Origin of the sequence: Microcystis sp. LEGE 00066, assembly GCF_015207925.1 — a bacterium.
GTDB classification, from domain to species: Bacteria; Cyanobacteriota; Cyanobacteriia; order Cyanobacteriales; family Microcystaceae; genus Microcystis; species Microcystis ichthyoblabe_A.
The window spans coordinates 17,608-38,594 of sequence record NZ_JADEVX010000020.1; the positions used below are offsets into that span (position 1 = coordinate 17,608).

28 protein-coding genes and 1 pseudogene are annotated in these 20,987 nt (G+C 39.1%); 14 read left to right on the top strand and 15 right to left on the bottom strand.

The genetic code is table 11. From position 1 onward, the window contains the following. Nucleotides 1–50 precede the first annotated feature (50 nt). The 4 genes from IQ224_RS04830 to IQ224_RS04840 all read left to right on the top strand — a co-directional run bounded on the left by IQ224_RS04830 (nucleotide 51) and on the right by IQ224_RS04840 (nucleotide 1,316). Complete coding sequence (locus IQ224_RS04830; RefSeq protein ID WP_002733639.1) at nucleotides 51–344, top strand: nucleotidyltransferase family protein; 294 nt, start codon at nucleotides 51–53, stop codon at nucleotides 342–344. Further along, nucleotides 341–682: a DUF86 domain-containing protein gene (locus IQ224_RS04835; RefSeq protein WP_002740921.1), complete on the top strand. Its 342-nt coding sequence runs from the start codon at nucleotides 341–343 to the stop codon at nucleotides 680–682. Before IQ224_RS04830 ends, IQ224_RS04835 begins: the two co-directional genes overlap by 4 nt. Nucleotides 683–945: 263 nt before the next feature. Beyond that, entirely contained in the window at nucleotides 946–1,137 is a 192-nt protein-coding gene (locus IQ224_RS23815) for a type II toxin-antitoxin system HicB family antitoxin (RefSeq protein ID WP_002751744.1), read from the top strand. Then, nucleotides 1,134–1,316 (top strand): type II toxin-antitoxin system HicA family toxin, encoded by a 183-nt coding sequence (locus IQ224_RS04840; RefSeq protein WP_012267861.1) that lies wholly within the window; start codon nucleotides 1,134–1,136, stop codon nucleotides 1,314–1,316. Before IQ224_RS23815 ends, IQ224_RS04840 begins: the two co-directional genes overlap by 4 nt. A gap of 191 nt (nucleotides 1,317–1,507) precedes the next feature. On the opposite strand, the gene IQ224_RS04845 is transcribed toward IQ224_RS04840, so the two are convergent. The 3 genes from IQ224_RS04845 to IQ224_RS04855 form a co-directional block, all read right to left on the bottom strand. Continuing rightward, nucleotides 1,508–1,756, bottom strand: a complete 249-nt coding sequence (locus IQ224_RS04845; RefSeq protein WP_002740925.1) for a DUF2442 domain-containing protein — start codon at nucleotides 1,754–1,756, stop codon at nucleotides 1,508–1,510. Beyond that, the gene (locus IQ224_RS04850; protein WP_002740927.1) at nucleotides 1,740–1,976 is read right to left on the bottom strand and encodes a DUF4160 domain-containing protein; all 237 of its coding nucleotides are present in this window, start codon (nucleotides 1,974–1,976) and stop codon (nucleotides 1,740–1,742) included. Before IQ224_RS04850 ends, IQ224_RS04845 begins: the two co-directional genes overlap by 17 nt. Nucleotides 1,977–2,190: 214 nt before the next feature. After that, entirely contained in the window at nucleotides 2,191–2,778 is a 588-nt protein-coding gene (locus IQ224_RS04855) for a Uma2 family endonuclease (RefSeq protein WP_002740931.1), read from the bottom strand. Between the two features lie 603 nt (nucleotides 2,779–3,381). Here IQ224_RS04855 and IQ224_RS04860 point away from each other — a divergent pair. Together IQ224_RS04860 and IQ224_RS23820 are read left to right on the top strand one after the other, a co-directional pair. Beyond that, nucleotides 3,382–3,651, top strand: a complete 270-nt coding sequence (locus IQ224_RS04860) for a hypothetical protein (RefSeq protein WP_036399449.1) — start codon at nucleotides 3,382–3,384, stop codon at nucleotides 3,649–3,651. Next, a pseudogene (locus tag IQ224_RS23820) lies at nucleotides 3,648–4,067 on the top strand (putative toxin-antitoxin system toxin component, PIN family). Before IQ224_RS04860 ends, IQ224_RS23820 begins: the two are co-directional and overlap by 4 nt. A gap of 231 nt (nucleotides 4,068–4,298) precedes the next feature. Here the strand turns inward: IQ224_RS23820 and IQ224_RS04875 are convergent. Continuing rightward, nucleotides 4,299–4,565: a HigA family addiction module antitoxin gene (locus IQ224_RS04875; RefSeq protein ID WP_002740937.1), complete on the bottom strand. Its 267-nt coding sequence runs from the start codon at nucleotides 4,563–4,565 to the stop codon at nucleotides 4,299–4,301. A gap of 232 nt (nucleotides 4,566–4,797) precedes the next feature. Between IQ224_RS04875 and IQ224_RS04885 the strand changes: the two genes are divergently transcribed. After that, nucleotides 4,798–4,977, top strand: a complete 180-nt coding sequence (locus IQ224_RS04885) for a DUF488 family protein (protein WP_002740940.1) — start codon at nucleotides 4,798–4,800, stop codon at nucleotides 4,975–4,977. 3 nt (nucleotides 4,978–4,980) lie between these two features. On the opposite strand, the gene IQ224_RS04890 is transcribed toward IQ224_RS04885, so the two are convergent. From IQ224_RS04890 to grxC, 7 genes are all read right to left on the bottom strand, one after another. Beyond that, nucleotides 4,981–6,678 carry an ATP-binding protein gene (locus IQ224_RS04890; protein ID WP_194032637.1) on the bottom strand — a complete coding sequence of 566 codons (1,698 nt, stop codon included), beginning with the start codon at nucleotides 6,676–6,678 and terminating at the stop codon, nucleotides 4,981–4,983. 22 nt (nucleotides 6,679–6,700) lie between these two features. After that, nucleotides 6,701–6,892 carry a hypothetical protein gene (locus IQ224_RS04895; RefSeq protein ID WP_228036098.1) on the bottom strand — a complete coding sequence of 64 codons (192 nt, stop codon included), beginning with the start codon at nucleotides 6,890–6,892 and terminating at the stop codon, nucleotides 6,701–6,703. 77 nt (nucleotides 6,893–6,969) lie between these two features. Further along, on the bottom strand, nucleotides 6,970–7,413 hold the full coding sequence (gene tnpA / locus IQ224_RS04900; RefSeq protein ID WP_002740761.1) for an IS200/IS605 family transposase: 444 nt from the start codon (nucleotides 7,411–7,413) through the stop codon (nucleotides 6,970–6,972). Nucleotides 7,414–7,683: 270 nt separating this feature from the next. After that, complete coding sequence (locus IQ224_RS04905; protein ID WP_228036099.1) at nucleotides 7,684–8,556, bottom strand: hypothetical protein; 873 nt, start codon at nucleotides 8,554–8,556, stop codon at nucleotides 7,684–7,686. A gap of 8 nt (nucleotides 8,557–8,564) precedes the next feature. Beyond that, nucleotides 8,565–9,638: a DNA methyltransferase gene (locus IQ224_RS04910; RefSeq protein WP_002740946.1), complete on the bottom strand. Its 1,074-nt coding sequence runs from the start codon at nucleotides 9,636–9,638 to the stop codon at nucleotides 8,565–8,567. A 563-nt stretch (nucleotides 9,639–10,201) separates the two neighbouring features. Then, nucleotides 10,202–10,690 carry a tRNA adenosine(34) deaminase TadA gene (tadA, locus tag IQ224_RS04915; protein ID WP_012268032.1) on the bottom strand — a complete coding sequence of 163 codons (489 nt, stop codon included), beginning with the start codon at nucleotides 10,688–10,690 and terminating at the stop codon, nucleotides 10,202–10,204. Beyond that, on the bottom strand, nucleotides 10,675–10,992 hold the full coding sequence (gene grxC / locus IQ224_RS04920) for a glutaredoxin 3 (protein WP_002751734.1): 318 nt from the start codon (nucleotides 10,990–10,992) through the stop codon (nucleotides 10,675–10,677). Before grxC ends, tadA begins: the two co-directional genes overlap by 16 nt. 126 nt (nucleotides 10,993–11,118) lie before the next feature. Here grxC and IQ224_RS04925 point away from each other — a divergent pair, with 126 nt between their 5' ends. The 4 genes from IQ224_RS04925 (at nucleotide 11,119) to IQ224_RS04940 (ending at nucleotide 14,187) form a co-directional block, all read left to right on the top strand. Further along, complete coding sequence (locus tag IQ224_RS04925) at nucleotides 11,119–11,679, top strand: 5-formyltetrahydrofolate cyclo-ligase (RefSeq protein WP_002733253.1); 561 nt, start codon at nucleotides 11,119–11,121, stop codon at nucleotides 11,677–11,679. A gap of 244 nt (nucleotides 11,680–11,923) precedes the next feature. Further along, a complete protein-coding gene (locus IQ224_RS04930; protein WP_002733676.1) occupies nucleotides 11,924–12,241 on the top strand; it encodes a hypothetical protein in 318 nt (105 codons plus the stop codon). Nucleotides 12,242–12,492: 251 nt separating this feature from the next. After that, nucleotides 12,493–13,506 carry an aldo/keto reductase gene (locus tag IQ224_RS04935; protein ID WP_002740956.1) on the top strand — a complete coding sequence of 338 codons (1,014 nt, stop codon included), beginning with the start codon at nucleotides 12,493–12,495 and terminating at the stop codon, nucleotides 13,504–13,506. A 240-nt stretch (nucleotides 13,507–13,746) separates the two neighbouring features. Continuing rightward, the gene (locus IQ224_RS04940) at nucleotides 13,747–14,187 is read left to right on the top strand and encodes a hypothetical protein (protein ID WP_002740960.1); all 441 of its coding nucleotides are present in this window, start codon (nucleotides 13,747–13,749) and stop codon (nucleotides 14,185–14,187) included. On the opposite strand, the gene nagA is transcribed toward IQ224_RS04940, so the two are convergent. Continuing rightward, nucleotides 14,143–15,294 carry an N-acetylglucosamine-6-phosphate deacetylase gene (gene nagA, locus IQ224_RS04945; protein WP_002740961.1) on the bottom strand — a complete coding sequence of 384 codons (1,152 nt, stop codon included), beginning with the start codon at nucleotides 15,292–15,294 and terminating at the stop codon, nucleotides 14,143–14,145. The genes IQ224_RS04940 and nagA overlap by 45 nt on opposite strands. Nucleotides 15,295–15,667: 373 nt before the next feature. Here nagA and IQ224_RS04950 point away from each other — a divergent pair, with 373 nt between their 5' ends. From IQ224_RS04950 to IQ224_RS04960, 3 genes are all read left to right on the top strand, one after another. Beyond that, nucleotides 15,668–16,462, top strand: coding sequence for a metallophosphoesterase family protein (locus IQ224_RS04950; protein ID WP_002740965.1), 795 nt, complete (start codon nucleotides 15,668–15,670; stop codon nucleotides 16,460–16,462). Nucleotides 16,463–16,540: 78 nt separating this feature from the next. Continuing rightward, on the top strand, nucleotides 16,541–17,359 hold the full coding sequence (locus IQ224_RS04955; protein WP_002740967.1) for a SirB1 family protein: 819 nt from the start codon (nucleotides 16,541–16,543) through the stop codon (nucleotides 17,357–17,359). A gap of 142 nt (nucleotides 17,360–17,501) precedes the next feature. Next, a complete protein-coding gene (locus tag IQ224_RS04960) occupies nucleotides 17,502–17,966 on the top strand; it encodes a VOC family protein (RefSeq protein ID WP_002740969.1) in 465 nt (154 codons plus the stop codon). Here IQ224_RS04960 and IQ224_RS04965 read toward each other — a convergent pair. The 3 genes from IQ224_RS04965 to IQ224_RS04975 all read right to left on the bottom strand — a co-directional run bounded on the left by IQ224_RS04965 (nucleotide 17,963) and on the right by IQ224_RS04975 (nucleotide 20,629). After that, entirely contained in the window at nucleotides 17,963–18,730 is a 768-nt protein-coding gene (locus IQ224_RS04965; protein ID WP_002740971.1) for a tryptophan-rich sensory protein, read from the bottom strand. The two genes, IQ224_RS04960 and IQ224_RS04965, sit on opposite strands and share 4 nt — an antisense overlap. Nucleotides 18,731–18,733: 3 nt before the next feature. Beyond that, nucleotides 18,734–19,213 (bottom strand): 3-hydroxyacyl-ACP dehydratase FabZ, encoded by a 480-nt coding sequence (gene fabZ / locus IQ224_RS04970; RefSeq protein WP_002740973.1) that lies wholly within the window; start codon nucleotides 19,211–19,213, stop codon nucleotides 18,734–18,736. A gap of 276 nt (nucleotides 19,214–19,489) precedes the next feature. Next, entirely contained in the window at nucleotides 19,490–20,629 is a 1,140-nt protein-coding gene (locus IQ224_RS04975) for a SpoIID/LytB domain-containing protein (RefSeq protein ID WP_002740975.1), read from the bottom strand. Nucleotides 20,630–20,987 lie beyond the last annotated feature (358 nt).

Genomic DNA, 20,987 nt, shown 5'->3' on the forward strand with positions numbered 1-20,987 from the left:
GTCTAGTCTGTTAATTGTTCATTAAAAACCTTCGCGATGGATGTTATTTTATGACCCTAAAACAACTCATACAAGACAAACGAGAGGATATCCTAAAAATTGCCACCAAACATGGTGCTTTTAATGTGCGTGTATTTGGTTCCGTTGCTAGAGGTGAGGAAACCGAAAATAGTGATATTGATTTTTTAATTGATTATGATTTAGCTAAAACATCCCCTTGGTTTCCAGGTGGATTATTAGTTGATTTAGAGGATCTCTTAGGGTGTAAAGTGGATGTAGTAACTGAAAAAAGCCTTCATCATCTAATTAAACAGCGAATCTTAAAGGAGGCAATTAAGTTATGAATGAAGATCAAGTTTATCTTGGATACATTTTAGACTGTATTGATAAAATTAAGGAGTATTCCCAAGGAGGAAAACTGGAGTTTTTTGCTAATTCAATGATGAGTGATGCTATCATTAGACGCTTACAAACCTTGGCAGAATCAACTCAACGGCTTTCGGAGGAATTAAAGGCAAATATTCCCGATGTTGACTGGCGTAATATTTCTGGTTTTAGGAATATTTTAGTACATGATTATTTAGGAGGAATTGACCTTAATACAGTTTGGGATGTGGTAGAGAATTATTTGGATAATTTAAGAGAACAGATTTTAAGGCATCTAGAATCAGTCAATACTTAATCAAAGTCTAATTTTGTAGGTTGGGTTGAGCGAATCAATAGGTTGAAGAAAACCTCTCAATTTTAGGGGGAAGGGAAACCCAACAGCCAACACCTCAATCCGTCTGAATAGGCGATCGCAAATTTTGCCAGCTGCATTAACGAAGTGTAAGGCGGCAATCTCGCTGCCAACCCTGATAATAAAACTGATCGTGGCTTGAGAGCAATTCCGTTATAATAGGGGTCAACTTAATATCGTTAGCAACGCAGAATGAGGATTTCACCATGAGGATTCCATATACATATTGGAAAGAATCAGATGGGATGTTTTTGGGCTATTTGAATGAATTTCCTGATCATTGGACCCAGGGTGTTGACTTAGAAGAATTAATCGAAAACTTGGTCGATCTCTACAAAACATTTACTACGGAAGAAATCCCCGGAATCAAGAGAGTTGCAGAGTTTGAACTCGCATGAAAAGACATGATTTAATTGCACAATTAGAGCAAGCTGGCTGCTATTTGATTAGACGTGGAGGGAAACACGATATTTACCATAATCCAGATACTGGAAAAACAGAACCAATTCCCAGACATCGAGAAATTAATGAGCGATTGGCTAAAAAGATTATCAAAAGTCTTACTGGTGACAGATAAATTCACAGTGCAAATCAAACAAGGCTACAAGGAAGCAAAGGAGCTATGGAAAAATGATTACTGTAGGATTTTAAAAAGGGCGATCGCTATTTCGATCCTCTTATTTTTTTGTGAGGTTTCCTTGGGTTAACCCAACCTAGGATAATTACTATGATTGCTAGGTTCGGTAGGTTTGTTTAAGCATTTAAAATTTAAGCACCCAATCTTCCTTCTAAAATGCCAATGATAGACAAATCCTCATCTAAGGTTTCCCAATGTAATCCCGTCCCATCACAAATTAACTCAACCTCTGCTAATTGTTCAGAAGTTGCTTTTGATAACCGTTTATTTTTATAGGCAGGAAAACGAATTTCTCTATCGTCTTCTAAACGAATACAAATCCATTTATCTTCAACCCAAACTTTTTGAGCTTTTACTGTGCTTTCATGTACCAAATACATCATGCCATTTCCTCCGTATTGTTTCTAAGTTTTCTGTGATGATAATTTCAGCCCGAACAATTTCTTTAGTTTTCAAACCTTTAGCATAATCCAATTCTAGCGGCTCTAGCCAAAATTTAGCATACCCCCCGCCGCGTCGAACGTGAACGTGCATGGGTTCATTGCCTTCATTAGCATAGAAAAAGAAAACATAGCCTTCCAGTCTGAAAATTTCTGGCATGAGGTTAAAGCTTATTTTGCTGAATTTGACGAAATGCGATCGCATCGTTTCATAGATTGGGACCTCGGAACGAAACCCAACACCCAACACCTAAATCCGTCTGAATGAGCGATCGCTATTTTGATCATCTTATTTTTTTGTTGGGTTTCCTTCTTGATCTTGAGAATTGCCATATCAACTGATTTTGGTAGATAATTGAGATTAGATTTAATCATTATTCTTCAATTAAATTAAAATCAATTCGTTGATAAATATCCATCAGTGAAATTTGGAAATCTACAGAATAAAACCTTAAAACATCCTTTTCTAATTCATAAACTTTAAATAACCATTCTCCATTATCTTGTTTATAAAATTGTTCTACATAATAACGATATTGATCAATCAAAACATATTCCTTAAAGTCAGGAATGGAGCGATAAAATTTAAACTTATCAGTGCGGTCATAATCTCTGGTTGATTTTGATAAAACCTCAACAATGATTAACGCATTAGTTACAGTATTTGTGCCTTTTCCTTCATATAATGGTTTGCCTTTAATCACCATTACATCAGGATAAGTATAAAAGCGATATATTGGCATCCATAACCGGACATCAGTCATAAAAGCCCAATAATCTTCATTGTTAATCTTAGTCGGAAAATTTTTATAAAAATTACCAGCAATCAGATTATGATTAGTAGTTGCTCCCGTCATAGGAATAATTTCTCCATCTAGATATTCATTTTTGTATTCTGCTGTTTCTTCTAGCTGACAATATTCTTCGGGTGTATAATACCGTTTTTCGACTTGAACTTGCATACTAACCTCCCTTATCTTGGTTAAATTCCCATTCAATAGCAACTTTAATATTAGCTTGTGTTGAACCTTTTGTCACTAAATAAATCCCCGTTTTACCCCAACTTGTAACCCAAATCCTCAAGTAACCTGACTGGGTGGACTTACTTGGGAAACTCCCTGTTTAATCGAATTTAATAATAATTGTACATAGTCATTGACAATATTAGTAACTCCTGTTTGAAAAATTTCTGTTCTTTCTTCTATATTCTCGAACTGAATATAAATTTTTACACCATCGGAGGCTTGTATTTCCGTGATTTTTATTGAGATTTTATCCTAACCTCAATTCGTACATACCTACTAATGCTAACCGTTCAGGGGGTGGTTGTCAAGCCGCCATTAGTATTGATTCTGTGGAAGGACTCTCCTGGGGTAGTATAAATGTAGAGGGAGAAACATTACCTCTCCAGATGCGAATCGCCGAGCGCCATCAATTCCAGGATTAGATTGCAAGGTAGCAGGCCGTAGCTTGAAAAATTCGCTAAAATATATATAATTAACTTGATCAGATTATTTATAAAGTCTGTTTAACAGCTAAAGCTAATAAAGTTGATTTTGAAGCCGATGACCAAAGAGCTACTCATAGAAATCAATCGAGAAGGAAACATCGAACTTCCTCCTGAAGTTCAAACCCGCCTCAACCCAGGAGATAAATACATGATTTCCCTGACGGAAGACTCCATCATTCTCAAAAAAGTTCATCAAGATAAAGTCAATCTAGAGCAATTCTTTGAGCGACTAGAAGCAATGGAACCAGACCCCAATCAACCGACTCTGGCTGAGATTAGCCAGATGATTAAAGAAGCTCGCCAAATTAGACGCGCCAACTCATGAAAGTTGTTCTAGATGTCAATGTTTGGATTTCAGGATTGTTGTGGGGAGGAGTTCCGGGTAAAATCCTTAAATTAGCTAAAAATCAAAGAATTACAATCTTTGCCTCCCAAAAGATCTTAGCTGATATAGAAGATACATTAGAACGACCCAAACTCCAATCTCGAAAACAATATTGTGGATATACAACAGCATACCTGATGACTATCGTTTAAGAACTTATACAACCTTGTGTTGACAGACTACTAGAAGTTCCTCAACTTAGAGATCCAGATGATGCTGTTATTTTAGCGAGCGCTATAGTTATTCAAGCAGAAGTTATTATTACAGGAGATTTAGATTTACTAGCATTACATGACTTTGAAAATATCCCCATCATTACTCCTCAAGAATTTCTTAGTCGCTACTTTAATGAGTAGAGAAGAGGAGTAAGGTAATTAATTGACGATTTAAACCAGGAGAAAAGAGAAGTTTGACCGACAATAATTGCTATGATTACTGTAGGATTTAAAAAAAAGCGATCGCTATTTCGATACTCTTATTTTTTTGTTGGGTTTCCTTACGTCAACCCAACCTACAAGAGAGTCCGTAGCTAAGGGGGGTGTCTGATAATTTTTAACGCTTACCTAAATTATAGAATTCAAGAGAATTTATCCTGAAGACAGGGATTGATAAGGAATGATTTCTTCGAAGGTATTTCCTAACTTTTCCCTCGCTATATCTAACTCGTATGCTTTTTGTAAATTCATCCAGATTTCTGCTCCTGTATTAAAAAAACGCCCTAATTTTAAGGAAATATCTCCCGTGATATTTCCTTGTTCCTTGAGAATTTGCTCAAGTTCATTCTCAGAGATATTAACTCTTTTGGCAAGCTGAGAAACATCAAGATTAATGGCTCTTCGGTTTGTGTTATGCAATGGACTGGGTTTATAGGGGATGGAATCCTTATGTAGAAAGGCATTTGGCGATTTTTGTCAATTGTTTTTAACCTAAAGCGAACTCATCAATTAAGTCTCTTGCCAGATAAGGATTTAGTCAATTTATGCCCCCCTATCGAACCATACCAAGTAACGAAGAGCCAGATTAATTTCCTCTAATTCATCAGCTAAAATTTCACCAGGGTGGATAGGACTTTTCCAATTATTCATCGTGAATTTTCCTTACGGCTCTTCTCATCAAGATGAAGTTTTACAAGATATTGCTAAAAAAGCTCAGTCAAAAACAGTTTTGCTATTATGTGCGGAAATGGATTATCATCGTTGTCATCGGGTTGAAGTGGCTGAGAAGTTACAAGAGCTAACTCATCAGCCGATCAATCATCTTCAGTAATATTTATGAGTTGTTGTTGGTTGTTTCTGCCTGAATATGAGCATCTAAAGTTTCATTATTTTGGGTAGCTAACGTTTGCCAACTATTGAAAAATTGCATAGGAACTGCTACCGATTCACTCGAACCAACTCCAATGAATTGACCACTAGCAACAAATGGACTTCCTCCCATTGTAGCTACATAACTATAAACATTACAGCCATCTTTTCCTAAAACTGATTCCATATTAGTTTGATCCGCAACAGCAGTCATTCCTTTACCAAAAAAGAATGTTCCCATTTGGGTAAAAGCATCTTTACTAATAGCGGAAGGTCTTTGATCCGCTAACCACCAAGCTAAACCATATTGTCTTGTTGTTTTAATTCCGTCTATTAATTTTTCTTGTAATTCTTTTTGTTTTTCATCTTTAGGTGATTGAGGGATAAAACGATTAGCTTCATCGACATAAACAATTGCATTTGCATATTTTTGTCGACTTTTATATAGATTAAGTGCGCGACTTCGGAAACGTTTGTATAAAGTTCCAAGTATAAAAACATTAACTGAAGTATTATAGCTATCAATATCAAGAAAGTAAATTTTTCCTTCAATTAAAACATGATCTACAATATCTATAAGTTTTTCTCCTTCAGTAAATCTTTTTAATACACGATTCCATAAAGAGGTTATTTTTGTTAGATTATCTTCTTGTGATTTTTTAAGCTTTTCAATTCTAACATCAAGTTTTTTGCCAGTTTCAGCATATACAAACTCTAAACTATCATTAAACTTCTCCAAAAATTTTTCTTGACTAATAGCCTTGTCTCCTTCAACAATAAGCTTTTCATCTTCATCGGTAAATTTCTCTAAAGTTAATTCTAAAAGCAATCTCCATTTATCAGGAGCAATAGAAGGTGCAACAAGTCTTTGAAAATTTTCAATTGAAAGAAGTTCTTGAAGTTGATCTGTATTTTCTAATCTTAAATCTTCAATATGTATAACTTGAACATTACGACCATTAGCTTCTAAAAAATTCCGTAAATTCAAATCACGTCCTGATGGTCTAATAAAATCTCCCTTGCCATCAGGTATAAACGCTCCCATTGTTCTCGTTGATAATAAATATAATGCCAGCATAATTTTGGCAGCATGAGTTTTCCCACTACCTGATCTTCCCAAAAATATTGCATGGCGAGCTTCACCCCAACCATTATCATCAGCAGGATTAAAACTTTTACAAATAATAGGGACATTAATAGCTTCACCCACTAATGACCCTGGATATCTCAAATATCTTTCTGATACAGGAGCAAAACTATTAAAAATTATTTGAGGATTTTTTTGTTCTTCTTCAGACATCAAAGAATTATCATCTAAACTAACAATTTGTGAACCACTAGGAGGATTCGCTCTTAAGGGTGCAGCACTTCCATTTACTTGTTGAGCGATAGGTTTAGCGATCGCTTCTTCATAATCTCCAATTGATGATAAATAGGGAATAGAACCTCTTGCTGCAATAACAGGACCAAAACTGCCATCTTCATGAACGGTATTACGTCTATCTACTGAAATGATTTGACATAAAACAGAAATATTGCTATTTCCTGCATTAAATCTTAAAAACCCTAATCGACCTAATAATTCATTGCCTAAGGAACTAGAACGAACAATACCATAAAATTGACGGTTACGAGTTGAGCCAATGCTAATGTATTCTACCATGATAAAAAATCCTCTTAGTGTTTTAGGTGCGGAATCGGCGAACTAATTGAGTGGCCAAATTACTATTAAAGTCTTGGATGTTAGCCACCCCTACTGTTTGATAAAGATTTGGCAAACGTCCTGTGTGACGCTTAACAACTTGATCAACTAAAAACTGCTCTAACGGTTCATAAATTGTTGGAACAATCATGCTATCTCTAACAGTAGCTAACATTTGATGGAAAAGTCTGCTGCCATTTCTTAAAAGCTCCCGAATGAACTACCCCGCCGCAAGCGGACGGGGTATCAGAATCAAAATAGACTCAATTGTAGATTTTGGTGTAGCTGCAGGTATTCTTTATCTTGTTCTTTTACATATCTCGCTATCATACCTTCATCCCCATGCTTTCCTACCGTACTTGCGTAATATCCATCACTCCAAAACTCTCCTCCCCACAACTGCTTTTTCACTTGAGGACACTTTTTGAAAATTTCTCTCGCCGTTATACTTTTAATCATTGTCACTATCCTTGTCACACTATAGGTCGGTACTGATTGCACCAGAAAATGCACATGATCTTTATCCACTCCAATTTCTACAAACTTTATCTCGTATCGTTTTTCCATCTCTAGACAGACTTCTTTCAACAAGCTATCTACCTGTTCGTCGAAAACGGCTTTACGATATTTGGCTGGGAACACTAAATGATATAGCAAAACACTTACATTATGGCTCTTATGGATGTATTCACTCATTTTTCTATTGTACGCCGCGAGCGGCGGGGAATTAGACCCGAAGAGATTAAATTCAATTCTTTTTACTGGCGACCAAGCATGAGGTTTATAGTAAGTAGAGCAAATACAATGGCTCTTCGTTACTTGTTATGGTTCGATAGGGGGGCATAAATCAACAAAATCTTTATCTGGTAAGGGATTTAATTGATTAGTTCGCTTTAGATAAAAAACAATTGACAAAAATCGCCCAATGTCTTTCTCTATAAGGGTTCCATCCCTTATAACTCCCGTCTATTGCATAAGACAAACCGAAGAACCAATACAATTTACATCTCCTGTACTGGTAAAAGTAGCATTATAAATCTCTTTAATAGCATTTTGGCTTTCAAAAATACTATCTGTATGTACATTTAATTTACCTAAACCACTTTCCGATAAAGGAATTGGTTTAGTATATTCACCTGCTTGTAGAACGCCTAAAAGGAAAACCTTATCCAATAAATTTAAAGAATTTGAGCCATACTGATTGCAATAGAATCGTGAAACCCCACCTTTAGAAATGGCAATATTGCGAGAATTTTGAAGAATACCAATAAAATGACCATTTCGAGAAAGCATTGGCTGTAAAAATTTTAACAAACTTTGTTGATCATCGTCGCTATTATTTCGTCGGTAGTTAACTAAAACTCGATTAACATTTTCTAATAAAGAAACCCAAGAGTTATCTACAATACAAAAGCTTTCTCTTTCATTTGCATCATAAATATCTCTTACCTCCATTGCATTACGAACTCCGTACATTAAAGCCGTTGCTTCTTCTTCTTCAAATGCTAGTCTTTCCATTGAAATTCTAACATCATAGTTTTGACGTAAAGAGTATAGGACAGAAACAACAAAACACTGTGTTCCTAGTCCAATATTTAAAACATTATTCCCACCATCAACCGCTACCATTGATCCTAAACCTTGAACAGTCTGTGATTGCTGAATAATATTTTCAGATAGCATTCGATTACGAGAACTTTGTAATCCTTCAGCTATTTCTGGCGTATCTAATTGCCGTAAATTTTCTACATAGTCTTGGATATCTGACTCCAAAACTTCTGCAAATTGGCTGGAGATTGGGATAGGTTCACGATAAAGATTAGAGTTTGAAGCGTACATTTACACAATTACTCCTTATTCATTTGAAAAACTAAAAGATCGCGATCTGTATTAACCATTTTACGGTTTTCTCTCGCCCATTTCATTACACTAGATGAAATTTGTTGATTAGAAATAGGAGCCTGAATTCGACTCACTAAATTCCAATTATTATCAAGAAAACTAGAAACAACCTTAAAGATTGTGTGATTTTCCCAATCATAAACATTCTGGATCAAAATGGACAAATAACCATCAGGTGATAGTGCTTGCCGACAGTGATCACCAATGGTAACTAAAGCGTTAATAAACTCCGTTTCATTCATTTGAGATAAACAGTGAGGATGTTTACTGTATAAATTTTTGGCAATCGCACCATAGGGAGGATCTAAAAAAATTAATTTCGCTCCATGAGCTTCTTCTGGAACGCCTAAAAGAGCATCATTAATTAAAATATCAGAACGAACAGACGCTAAATCATAACCTAAACATCGTCTATCTAAGAATTGAGCAGCGTCTAAAGTTGAACCACCTCCGGCCATTAAATCTACCACAAGATCATCAGGTTCAGTAAAATAATGAATTAAATTAGCTGCTATTTGCCCCGGAATACGCCCAGGGTATTTAATTCCAAATCGAGGATCGCAATGAGAAAAGTACCAAAATGTTCCACATCTCAACCACGAAAATTTTTGAGGATCACCATTACCTGTAATAGCTAAACGTATATCTGTACTATTCCATTTCTTTTCTAATGCTTGATTGAGCCAGTAGTGAGCCTCAGTAGGAGCTTTTCGCATTGCTTCTATATGATGGCTTACACTAAGCTGATGAAAACGTTCTTTTGGGGGATAAAATTTAGCTGTTCTCGCTAATAACTGTAATCGTGACTCAGAAATACCACAAGCATCAGACAGTGCTTTAAAATGGTAATTGGGATGATTTCCCCATTCAGTTTCAACTTTACAAGCTAAGTCAGCTAGATCCCAAAGCGATTTTTTCCCTGATAATCCAGCATAGGAACAGGCTAATGTAAGGGTTTTGAGCCATTTTTTAGTTTGTGATCGATCCGACTTATTAGAGATAAAGTTAGTAAGTTGCATAGTGAATTTATTGTTTTGTTGCTTCCATTAAATATTGTAAAAACACTCTAATTTACAGCACACAGATAAATCTTATTTTATACCATACATTTGTGAGTTATCCTAACATAAAAAAAATATATATAGTGCGCCTAGTTGATTTGTGAACGGCTAGGCTCTAGAAGTCAGGTGTCGCAAGACGGCAAACGGAGGGGGTTTACATTTCATGTAGGTGCGCTATATTTAGAGTATATATCATAAAATACAAGTTGAGAAACTCACTGGATTCATAATTTTAGACTACAACAGTGTGTTGGTCGTTATCTACCGTATATTTACGGTATCTTTAGATGGTGTATCTATGTCAACTAACTGATAAAGTAATGTTATCATAAACTTAAACAGACTGTCATTTATTTTTGACTCAAGTGTTTTCAATCAACTTAATTAACCTTATTCAACAGTTCAACAGTCACACTCTTGCCTAAATTACGAGGTTGCCCCACGTCTCAACCGCAGGGAACGGTGATATGGTAGGAAAGTAATTGTCGGGGAATTACTGACAGTAATTCGAGGAATGTCTCTCATCTTTTTTTCTCAAACCAAGTTTGTAATAATTCCCCCGATTCCTTGGCTAAAATTCCCGCGATTACCGGTAAACGATGGTTAGAAAAAGGACTATCAATAAAATTAGCCACAGTGCGGATAACTCCTGTTTTGGGATCGTCAGCACCGTACACTAATAATCCTAATCTAGCCTGAATAATTGCCCCGGCACACATGGGACAGGGTTCGAGGGTGACGTAGAGGGTACAATCATTTAAGTGCCAATTGCCTAAAACCTGACTAGCGGCACGAATCGCCAAAATTTCGGCGTGAGCGGTAGGATCATGGTGTTTTTCCTTGCAATTAGCCCCTTGAGCGATTAAATGTCCCTGTTTATCCACGATAACCGCTCCCACCGGCACATCACCCCGATCCCCCGCAGTTGCTGCTAAATTTAAAGCTAACTGCATCCATTGTCGATGTTTCTCATAGGCTTTTTCGTCAATAGACTTTAGATAGTCCCACATTTAGCCAATAAATTATCTAATTTTTTCTGACCATCCAAAGCATACAAATCATCACAACCACCGATATGTTCATTATTGATAAAAATCTGTGGTACACTGCGTTTACCGTTAGACCGTTCCGCCATGGCTTGACGAGCGCTTTCATCCCCATCAATCTTGTATTCGGTGTATTTTACCCCTTTCCAACCCAGCAACCATTTAGCACGAATACAGTAGGGACAAGTTGCCCACGTGTAAATTTCCACATTGGCCTTGATATTCTCGTTATAACGCCCAAAAAGCGAGTTAAATAGATTTAGCATCGTTCTTACTAAGTAGTTAGGTGTTAAAAACTGTCAGATGCCCCCCTTATCAAGGGGGGATTAAGGGGGGATCCATCTTCAATTTAATTATAACCAGCTACTTACTCTCCTATTTATCTTTATTTTATGGATTCTGCTACCAAAAAAGCCCAATTACGCAAACAACTAATTGCCCAAAGACGATCGCTTCCTAAGCATATTTGGCAAGAAAATAGTCAGCAACTTTGCAAAAATTTACAATCTTTGCCCCTCTTTCACCACGCTAAAACCATTCTCGCTTACTTCAGTTATCGTCAAGAGCCGGATTTAAGTTCCTTATTTTGTCAACACCATCGCTGGGGTTTTCCCCGTTGTGACGGAGATAGCCTGACTTGGCACTGTTGGACTGCCGACGATCCCCTAGAATTAAATCGTTATGGCATCTATGAACCAACAGCGATCGCTCCTCTAATTTTACCGACCGAAGTGGACTTACTGTTAATTCCCGCCGTCGCTTGCGATCGCCAAGGTTATCGCTTAGGTTACGGGGGAGGTTATTTTGATCGTCTCCTACATTCCCCCGAATGGCAAGCTATCCCCTCGATCGGGATTGTCTTTGACTTTGCCTATCTCGATACCCTTCCCCTCGATACTTGGGACCAAAAATTACAGGCAATCTGTACTGAATCAAGAACCGAAATTTTTTAACAATTAGGTTCTTTTGTGTGATCGGTTTAACTTATATAGGAGCGATCGATCTTTGTGTCCTTTGTGTCTTTGTGGTTCGTTCTGGTCGTTCGCTGGCACTGTATCTTAGAATACATTTTACCCACCGACTACTCATATATTAAGTTTTATTGAATCCGATCGACCCTTAAGATAGCTTTGCTAGGATGAAGTTCGCATCAAGAGATGTTTAAAGTAATCACCAGAAAAAGTCAACAGGGAAGCAATGAAACACTTTCACGAACCATGGATTCAAGAATGGTGTCAAGAAAACGGCTGGACAGAGCTATTTCTCGAACGCTACAGTAATTATTGGGCATTCCCTCCCAATGCCGTCATGCCAGAACCAATTCCCACCAAAGTGTTACAAAATATTAAGCGTCAAAAAGGTCTATCCCCTGCCGAAAAACTTTGGTTAGGAATGGCGATTGGATTGACTGTGACAGCTTTAATTCTCTGTGTCATCCTCGCTTGTCCTATGCCTATAGTTCTCGCTTTCGCTTTTGATGCTGTCACCGCAGCGCGATTGGAAGTGGAATATTAACCGGGCAAAAATTGAGCAGCAAAAACCTAAACAGGGGGAGATTTTTCCGAAAGTCTTCCCCTTGACTGCGTTTTTCCAGACAGGGACGATCGATCTGTCTTGAATCAGTAATCGGTGATTAGTGGTCAGTAGGAGAATAGAATATTAAGTGAGCAGTATTCAATGGCAGTTTTCTGCTGTCTTTTCACTGATTACTGTTTACTGTTTACTGAACGGCTACGCCGTGCCTTTGGCAACACTGAAAAGTCCCCATGTCCGAATCTCGTCGCTTACAGTTTACCCCCGATCTGGAAATTTGTCGTATTTTGAACGGAATGTGGCAAGTTTCAGGCAGCCATGGTTCGATCGCACCCCAAAAAGCGATCCCTAGTATGTTCTCCTATCTAGATGCCGGTTTCACCACTTGGGATCTGGCCGATCATTACGGTCCGGCTGAAGATTTTATCGGTGAATTTCGTCGTCAATTAGTCGCTCAAAGGGGTATTGATGCTTTAAATAATCTGCAAGCTTTCACTAAATGGGTTCCCCGTCCGGGTAAAATGACTAAGGAAATAGTCGCAAAAAATATCGCTATTTCCCTGCGTCGCATGGATGTGGATAGTCTCGATTTATTGCAGTTTCACTGGTGGGATTATCGCGATAAAAATTATCTAGATGCCTTATACTTTTTAGGAGAATTACAACAGGAAGGCAAAATTAAACACCTAGCCTTGACTAATTTCGACACGGAACATTTAAAAATTATTCTCAGCGCCGGGATTAAAATAGTCTCCAATCAAGTCCAGTTTTCCCTGATTGATCGCCGTCCCCTCGTCAAAATGGCGCAATTTTGCCAAGAACATAACATCTATCTCCTGGCCTATGGTACTCTAGCAGGAGGCTTATTAGGAGCTAAATATCTCGGTCATCCTGAACCCAATGCCATGAGTCTCAATACCGCTAGTTTACGGAAATATAAAAACATGATCGATGCTTGGGGAAACTGGCAATTATTCCAAGAATTATTAACTGTTCTTAAAGCGATCGCTGATTCCTATCATGTCACCATTTCTAATGTGGCAGTGCGTTACGTTCTCGAACAAAAAGCCGTAGCCGGGGCAATTATCGGGGTGCGTTTGGGTGTTGCTGAACATATCGCAGAAAATGCCCGTATTTTCGATTTTCAATTATCTCCCCAAGACTATCAAAAAATTGATCATGTCTTGGAAAAATCCCGGGATTTATTGCAGTTAATCGGTGATTGCGGTGATGAGTACCGTCGTTAAGTAGGTAGGTGTTAAAAATTGTCAGCTTTCCCCCCTTATTAAGGGGGATCCCCCCACCTATCGGCACTCCCCTTATCAAGGGGGATCCCCCCGCCTATCGGCACCCCCCTTATCAAGGGGGGCAGGGGGGATCGGCACCCCCCTTATTAAGGACTGATAACGGATAACTGATAACGCATAACTGATAACGCATAACTGATAACTGATAACTGATAACTGATAACTGAAAAGAGGCTAATGATGAGATTTGAACAAGCAATACCCGATGATCCCGCTAATCAATGGCGCTATCAATTAGATCAATTTGTACAAGAAAATCAACGGGAATTAGCCGGTTTAATGTGGGGTTTACTCTCGGAATGGGGAGAAGATGCTCAAGAAACCCTAGGCATCGATCTTAAACCTCAGCCTCATTTTGTCTGTTGTTCTAGGGAGTCCCTAGAGAAATTAAATCGCAAGGTTAATTGTAAAATTCAAGAGATGCTTGGGATTATTTATCGCTATAATCCCAGCGAAGAAGTGGCTATAGTCGCTATCGGTGATGGTCAGGTAAAATTGATTTATTTTCAACCCGATCTTTCTCCTCCTGAATGTTTTGATCGCCTCGAAGTCGATCTTGATACCCTCATTCAACAGTTAGAGTCCAAAATGCTGACGGAAATCCAATCTTTCCCAATTTGATGCCGATTGCCAGCGCAAAAAGTTGGCAGGTTGTCCCACCGATAAACCAGCTAATCCGATCGCTTTTCTGGGGGATTCTGTCGCTAGAAGAATTGCCGTTTCTAAATCACATATTCCCCAGTTAACTAAATTGGCTACTCCTTGTAATAAGGGTAAGGTTGTTCCCGCTAAAGTACCGTCAAAAAGTCTTGCTGTTCCCTGTTTGACTTCAATTTCTCTCTCGTCCCAAGGATAGACACCATCCCCTAAACCAATCGGCGCTAAAGCATCACTAACTAAGAAAATTCCTTGATGATAATTACTGGCTTTTAGTAATAATTCTATCATGGTTGGATGGATGTGTTGACCATCGGCAATTAACCCACAATATACCTCGCGATTGATAATTGCTTCCCCTAATAACCCCGGTTGACGATGGTGTAAAGGAGGCATGGCATTAAAGGCATGAGTAACCATTTTTGCCCCTTGCAAAAAGGCTTTTTTGGCTATTTCTTGACTCGCTTGCGAATGTCCTAAACTGACGGTAATTCCTTGATCGCTTAAGTATTTAATCACTGTACCGCTACTATCTAATTCTGGGGCTAGGGTGATAATTTTTACGATCGATAAGTAGTCCCCAAAGATTTTATCTATTGCTTCTATACTTGGGTTTAAAAGATATTGGGACGGATGCGCTCCCCTTTTTTCATAGTTTAAAAATGGTCCCTCTAAATGTACTCCTAAAACCTGGGCGCTCGATCGATTTTCCTGTTGCTGTTTTTCGATATATTTGGCAATTACTGAGAGGGATTTTTGAAATTTCTCCACGGACGTGGTGACTAGAGTGGGAAGATAACCATCAATTCCTTGATTCCCCAGATAATCGCTAATCTTATCTAATTTTTCTAGATCTGTTATTTCTAAGTCAGGAAATGCTAATCCTAATCCTCCGTTGATCTGTAAATCTACTCCTCCTAAGGATAGCCAATCCCCTTCCATATCGATAATCTTTTCCCCTTTTTTCCTTCCCCCCATCTCCGTGATTCTCTCGATCTTTCCCGCAGCATTTATCTCTATTTGTTGTCGATCCTGATGGGCGGGAATTCTAGCGTTAATTAGGGTTATCATAGCAGCAGAAAACTAATTTTTTTTTATTATAATCTCAAAAAAAAACTTTTTTTTGATGATGCTTGACAAGGGAGCATTTTTTTGAGATACTTTTTTATATAATGGGAATCTTTGCGTTTATTAGCGAGTGCTGATGTCCAATTATATAAAAACTGATCATAAAAAAATAATACCATAACCTGACCGCTCTCTGTCCAGAGATTGCAAAAATACTTTACAAAATAATTACAGCCTTTCTCTGGCGGTTCTTAGGAGAGAGTGACTGTCAGAAGGAAAGCTTTGTCCTATAATAAAATTAAGACCTTATAAAAACTACTTTTTTAGCGATAAAAGAGTAGCAATGTCATTATTGTCAGTGATGAGGGAGGGGTGTGTGTTGTTTAGAAAAATAGGGAAACAGACTCAAGAACCGCGTCGTATTATTATCGGAGATGTGCATGGCAGTTTTCAGGCACTTTTGCGACTATTAAACCGAGTTCGTCCCGATAGTGAGGATGAGGTTTATTTTCTGGGAGATTTAATCGATCGAGGAGAGCAGAGCTTGGAAGTGGTGGATTTCGTGATCAAAAATAACTACCAATGTCTCCTAGGAAATCATGAATATATGCTCTTAAAAGCTCTGGCAGGAAAAGAAGTTTCTGAAAGATGGTTAAACGGTTGGATCGAGAGTGGCGGGGCGGCGACACTACTAAGTTATAATAACAATATACCCGCCGAGCATATCAATTGGTTCCAATCCCTACCCGCTTATTTAGACCTAGGAGATATTTGGTTAGTTCACGCGGGAGTCCACCCAGAATATCCCCTTGAACAGCAAACAAACGAGCAGTTTTGTTGGATTAGAAACGAATTTCATACCATGACCCAACCCTATTTCAAGGATAAACTAATTATCACAGGTCATACTTTAACCTTTACCTTTCCCGATGTCAAACCGGGGCAACTAGCTCGCGGCAGCGGTTGGCTAGACATTGAAACTGGGGTTTATCATCCTCAAAGTGGTTGGTTAACTGCTTTAGATTGGACAAATCAATTAGTTTATCAAGTGCAGGATCAATCTAAAAATTGTCGCACGATCCCTTTAGAAAAAGCAGTGGTTAATCTAGACCTTGACAAGATTTCTCGCTACTTCTCCAGGGAAAGCTCATCTAAATCACTGAATCTTTAATGGTGATCAGAAAAGAGAAGCGATAAAAACGGAAGCATCGGTTAAAATAGTTGATAATCTGATTAATACCCTTTTCTAATGACCCTTGAACTCTTATACCAAGCCTTCATCGAAACAATTCAACATCCTGACTCTGAGATAAATCTAGCTCGGGCAGCCCTACAAATAGCCAATTTTGAATATCCGCGCCTCAAGATTGATCACTATTTAAATAGAATAAATTTAATGGCTGACGAGGTAAAAAAACGTTTACCGGATAGATTATATCCCTTAAAAATAGTCAAGGTTATCAATCAATATTTGTTTGAAGATTTACAATTTACTGGTAATACCCAAGAATACTATGACCCCCGCAATAGCTACTTAAATGACGTAATTGATCGCCGCACTGGTATCCCACTCACTCTCTCGATCATCTATTTAGAGATTGCCAAACAGATAGATTTTCCCATGGTAGGAATTGGTATGCCGGGCCATTTTATTATCCGTCCCGATTTCGAGGAAGTAGAAATTTTTGTCGATCCCTTTCACGGTGGTGAAATCCTATTTAAACAGGACTGTCAAGAAAGATTAAGTCAAATTTATCAACAGCCAGTTAAATTAGAAGAACATTTTCTCAATATTGCTACCAATCAGCAAATTTTATTACGTTTGTTGACTAATTTAAAATATATTTACCTGAATCGTCAACAATGGTCTCAGACAATTCGGACAATAGATCTGCTACTTTTGCTCATTCCTAATCATCCCCTAGAGCTGCGCGATCGAGGTTTAGTTTACTATCAAATTGGACAACTCAGCCAAGCGCAACAGGATTTAGGCTTCTATCTCGCTCTCCTACCCAACGCTCAAGATGCCGAATCCATTCGACAATTATTGCAAAAAATTAACTCTTAAGTCGCCAATCAGTTATCAGTTATCAGTTAACGGTATTAAATGAGGAGTATTAAATGACATTAATAGTGCTGTCTTTTCACTGATTACTGATTACTGTTCACTGAAAAATCCCCCAATCCTTTACTGATAAATGATAACTAAAATGACTATTAGCCCTTTCGTAACTGCGAAAAAACTCAAAATCGGTCAACTGCGAAAAGTTCATCATATCGCTTTCAACGTCAAAGATATGGATGCCTCTCGTCATTTTTATGGGGAAATATTAGGATTAGAGGAATTAGTGGGGGAAAAAATTCCTAGTACCTTAAAAGAATTAGTTGCCCAGGGAAAAGTGGCCAATTTTATCACCCCCGATGGTACAGTAATTGACCTATTTTGGGAACCAGATTTAAACCCTCCCGACGACAATCCCGAAATCGCTTTTACCCGTGCCAATCATTTAGCCTTCGATATTGCCCCGGAATGCTTCGATTTTGCCCTAGAAGTGCTACAAAGTCAGGGAATTACCATTGCTAGTGGACCCGTAACCCGGCCGACTGGGAGAGGGGTTTACTTCTATGATCCCGATGGCTTTATCGTCGAAATTCGCTGTGATCGGGCATCTTAACGACTCAGAGGGCGAAAATTGCCACGAAAAACCAGAAAAGTTAGGGTAATCGCTAATATAATCGCTGTTATCGCAATTAGAGGCAGAGAAATCTGTTTAACAGCGATCGCTAAAAAAGCCCAGATAAACACCCCGATAAAAGCCCGATCTTTTCTTTTTAAACCGACTAAAATCGCGATTATCGCCCCGATAACTAGGATTATTACCGTCCAGATTTGGTCAGTTAAACCCCATTGCTGCCAGTTGATCCAATCTAGCACCGAAGCGACGTTGACAATCGTGGCTACGCTAATCCAAGCGAAATAAATACTAATAGGAGCATTAACTAATAAACCCTGTTTACGATTGACAATCAAGCGATTAATTTCTAAGCGAAGATAAAGCCGGATGAGAGGAATTAAAATGCCTAGCATTGCCAATAAAGACAGAGTAAAAAAACGCAATTGAAAGAGAATTACCCAGAGAATCTGACAAGCACTAGCGATGGCTAATTCGTAGCCTAACCGACGCAAACGCGGTTCAGTTTTATTAAAAGCCAAAGCTTGGTAAATTCCCAGACTAATTAAACCCAGATAAATTAATCCCCAGATCGCAAAAGCATAATTAGCGGGAACAATTAAGACATCTTGAAAAACTGTATTCGAGATAGCCCCGATATTTTCGCCCTTAAGAGGGAAAATATTAGCGAAAATATTGGTAATAAAAGCCCCTAGAATAGCAAATAAATTTAGTTCTTGTCGGAGACGATCTCGATCAAAATTCATAGGTCAATCAAAGATGGAAAACATCATTTCGCCTTGGGCGGCCAATTGCCCATCGACTCTTGCTTCCCCTTGCATTTTAGCAATTTTATTCATCTTGAAGGATAATAATTCCACCGTCATAATTAATTGATCTCCCGGCACCACAGGACGACGAAAACGGGTTTTATCAATGCCAGCGAAGGCAAAAAATTTCCCTTTCATCCCGGGTAATTGGGTTAAAATCACTCCCCCCACCTGGGCCATGGATTCCACAATTAACACCCCCGGCATCAAGGGACGACTAGGAATATGACCGGGGAAAAAAGGCTCGTTGATTGTGACATTTTTTAGGCCAACGGCCTTTTTACCTGGTACATAGTCAATAATCCGATCAACTAGGGCAAAGGGATAACGATGGGGCAGTAGTTGGCGAATTTCCTCAACGGTAAAGGTAGTTTTTATGACTGGTTCCAACTCGGTTAAGGCTTCGGTAACGATGGTCATGCAAGTCAAAAATTACAAGTGAGATTAGACATTATCTCATAATCAGTTATCAGTTATCAGTTATCAGTGATCAGTTATCAGTGATCACTGATCAGATGAACGTAGGTTGGGTTGAAGCATGAAACCCAACGCCAGCATAGTTTACGCTACCGCTAACCCATCCTACAAATAATTGTGCCTCCCTACTTAGCTTAACCAATTAGGTTTTAGATTCGATCCTTGTTATCAGTTCACTCTTTACTGTTCACTGTTCACTGGAAATGGCTGACAGCCTTTTTAATTGGGCATTTCAGTTAAACGAGCATTTTGATAATAATGGCCGAGAATGCTATCATAAGTCACCCCTTGCTCAGCGAGGGAAAAAGCGCCCCATTGACTTAAACCGATCCCATGACCGAAACCGCGACCATTGATGGCAAAAGTACCGTTATTAGCTGAAATCGTGAATAGGGTACTACGCAGCTCGAGTATTCGCCGTAATTGGGTATCAGAGATTAATTTAGAGCCTTGATCGCCCACTATACGCATTCTAATCACCCGTCCGTGGGGAGTGATCCTTTCGGGAGATAGCGATCGCACGCGACCGATACCACCGATTAAACGGCCTAATTCGTTGGCGCTAAAGTTTTTTGACCATTGGAATACCGGGGCGACTTGATCGTAATCGACGACACCGCGCAGGTAGGGTAGGGGGGAATTCCAAACATCCTCGACATTTTCCGTATGACCCCCGGAGGAGGAGTGAAACACCGCTAAAATCGGTTTGCCGTTGAAACTCATAATTTGTCCGGCGGTGGCATTAACTGCCTCGTGGGTGCTAGTAAACTCGCTTTCTAGACCCTTATAAACTTGGGTGCGGGTGGTAGTATCGAGATCGTAGATGCGATTACCTGAAGTATTCATTTGGTAGAGAGCATAGGTGCGGGCCGCCACGGATTGGGCTTTTAAGGCCTCTTGCGGCCAGGAGGGAATCGCCTCCGCACCGACGACACTATAGAGATATTCCTCTAAATCGACTAAATTTAGGGCTGTCACTCCAGAACCCTGCCGAATGATCCTTGTTCGTCCTCGATACCAGCGATCATTAATCCAGACGTAACCATCATTCTCCGGTTCGATGATCAATTGACTGGCCTGCCAATCGGCCAAACCCACCGCTTTTCCTCTGGGATTAGCATTGAGGGCATTCATGGCGGTTAATTCTCCTAGGACTCTCCCGGCCCCATCTTTCACCACAGCATCGGTGGAACTACCCACGGAGACGGAGCTAACACCTTTACTGATGGCAATGCGTAACTCGACAGCAGCTTGGACTGGAGCAATAATCAAAGCCCAAAAAACTAGGACGAGCCAACTATGAGCAGGCAGGCGCTGCAGGTAACTGCCCAGCAGCCTTGCTGTGTGTTTATTGGTCATGGGGATCGGACTCCTCACACAATCGATCGATAATCAATTTTACCCGGACTGGGATTTTTTGGCTACTCCAGTTCGGAAAAATTTTTCCCCTGTCACTGAGTAACGCACAGAAAACGGGTTTCTCCGAGAAACCCGTTTTCTCCTCATGCAAAAGGCAAAGGGGAATAAATAATCAGTTTTTAATAACTGGATTTAGTATGACAATTTTTCTGCCCTCTGGCCTCTGAATGGGCAAATTGCCCTATTTTGTCCGATTAATCGGGATTTATTCGGTTTAGTCGATTATTTTCAGTAGGTAGGCGTTAAAAATTATCATATTTCCCCCCTTATCAAGGGGGGATTAAGGGGGGATCAAGGG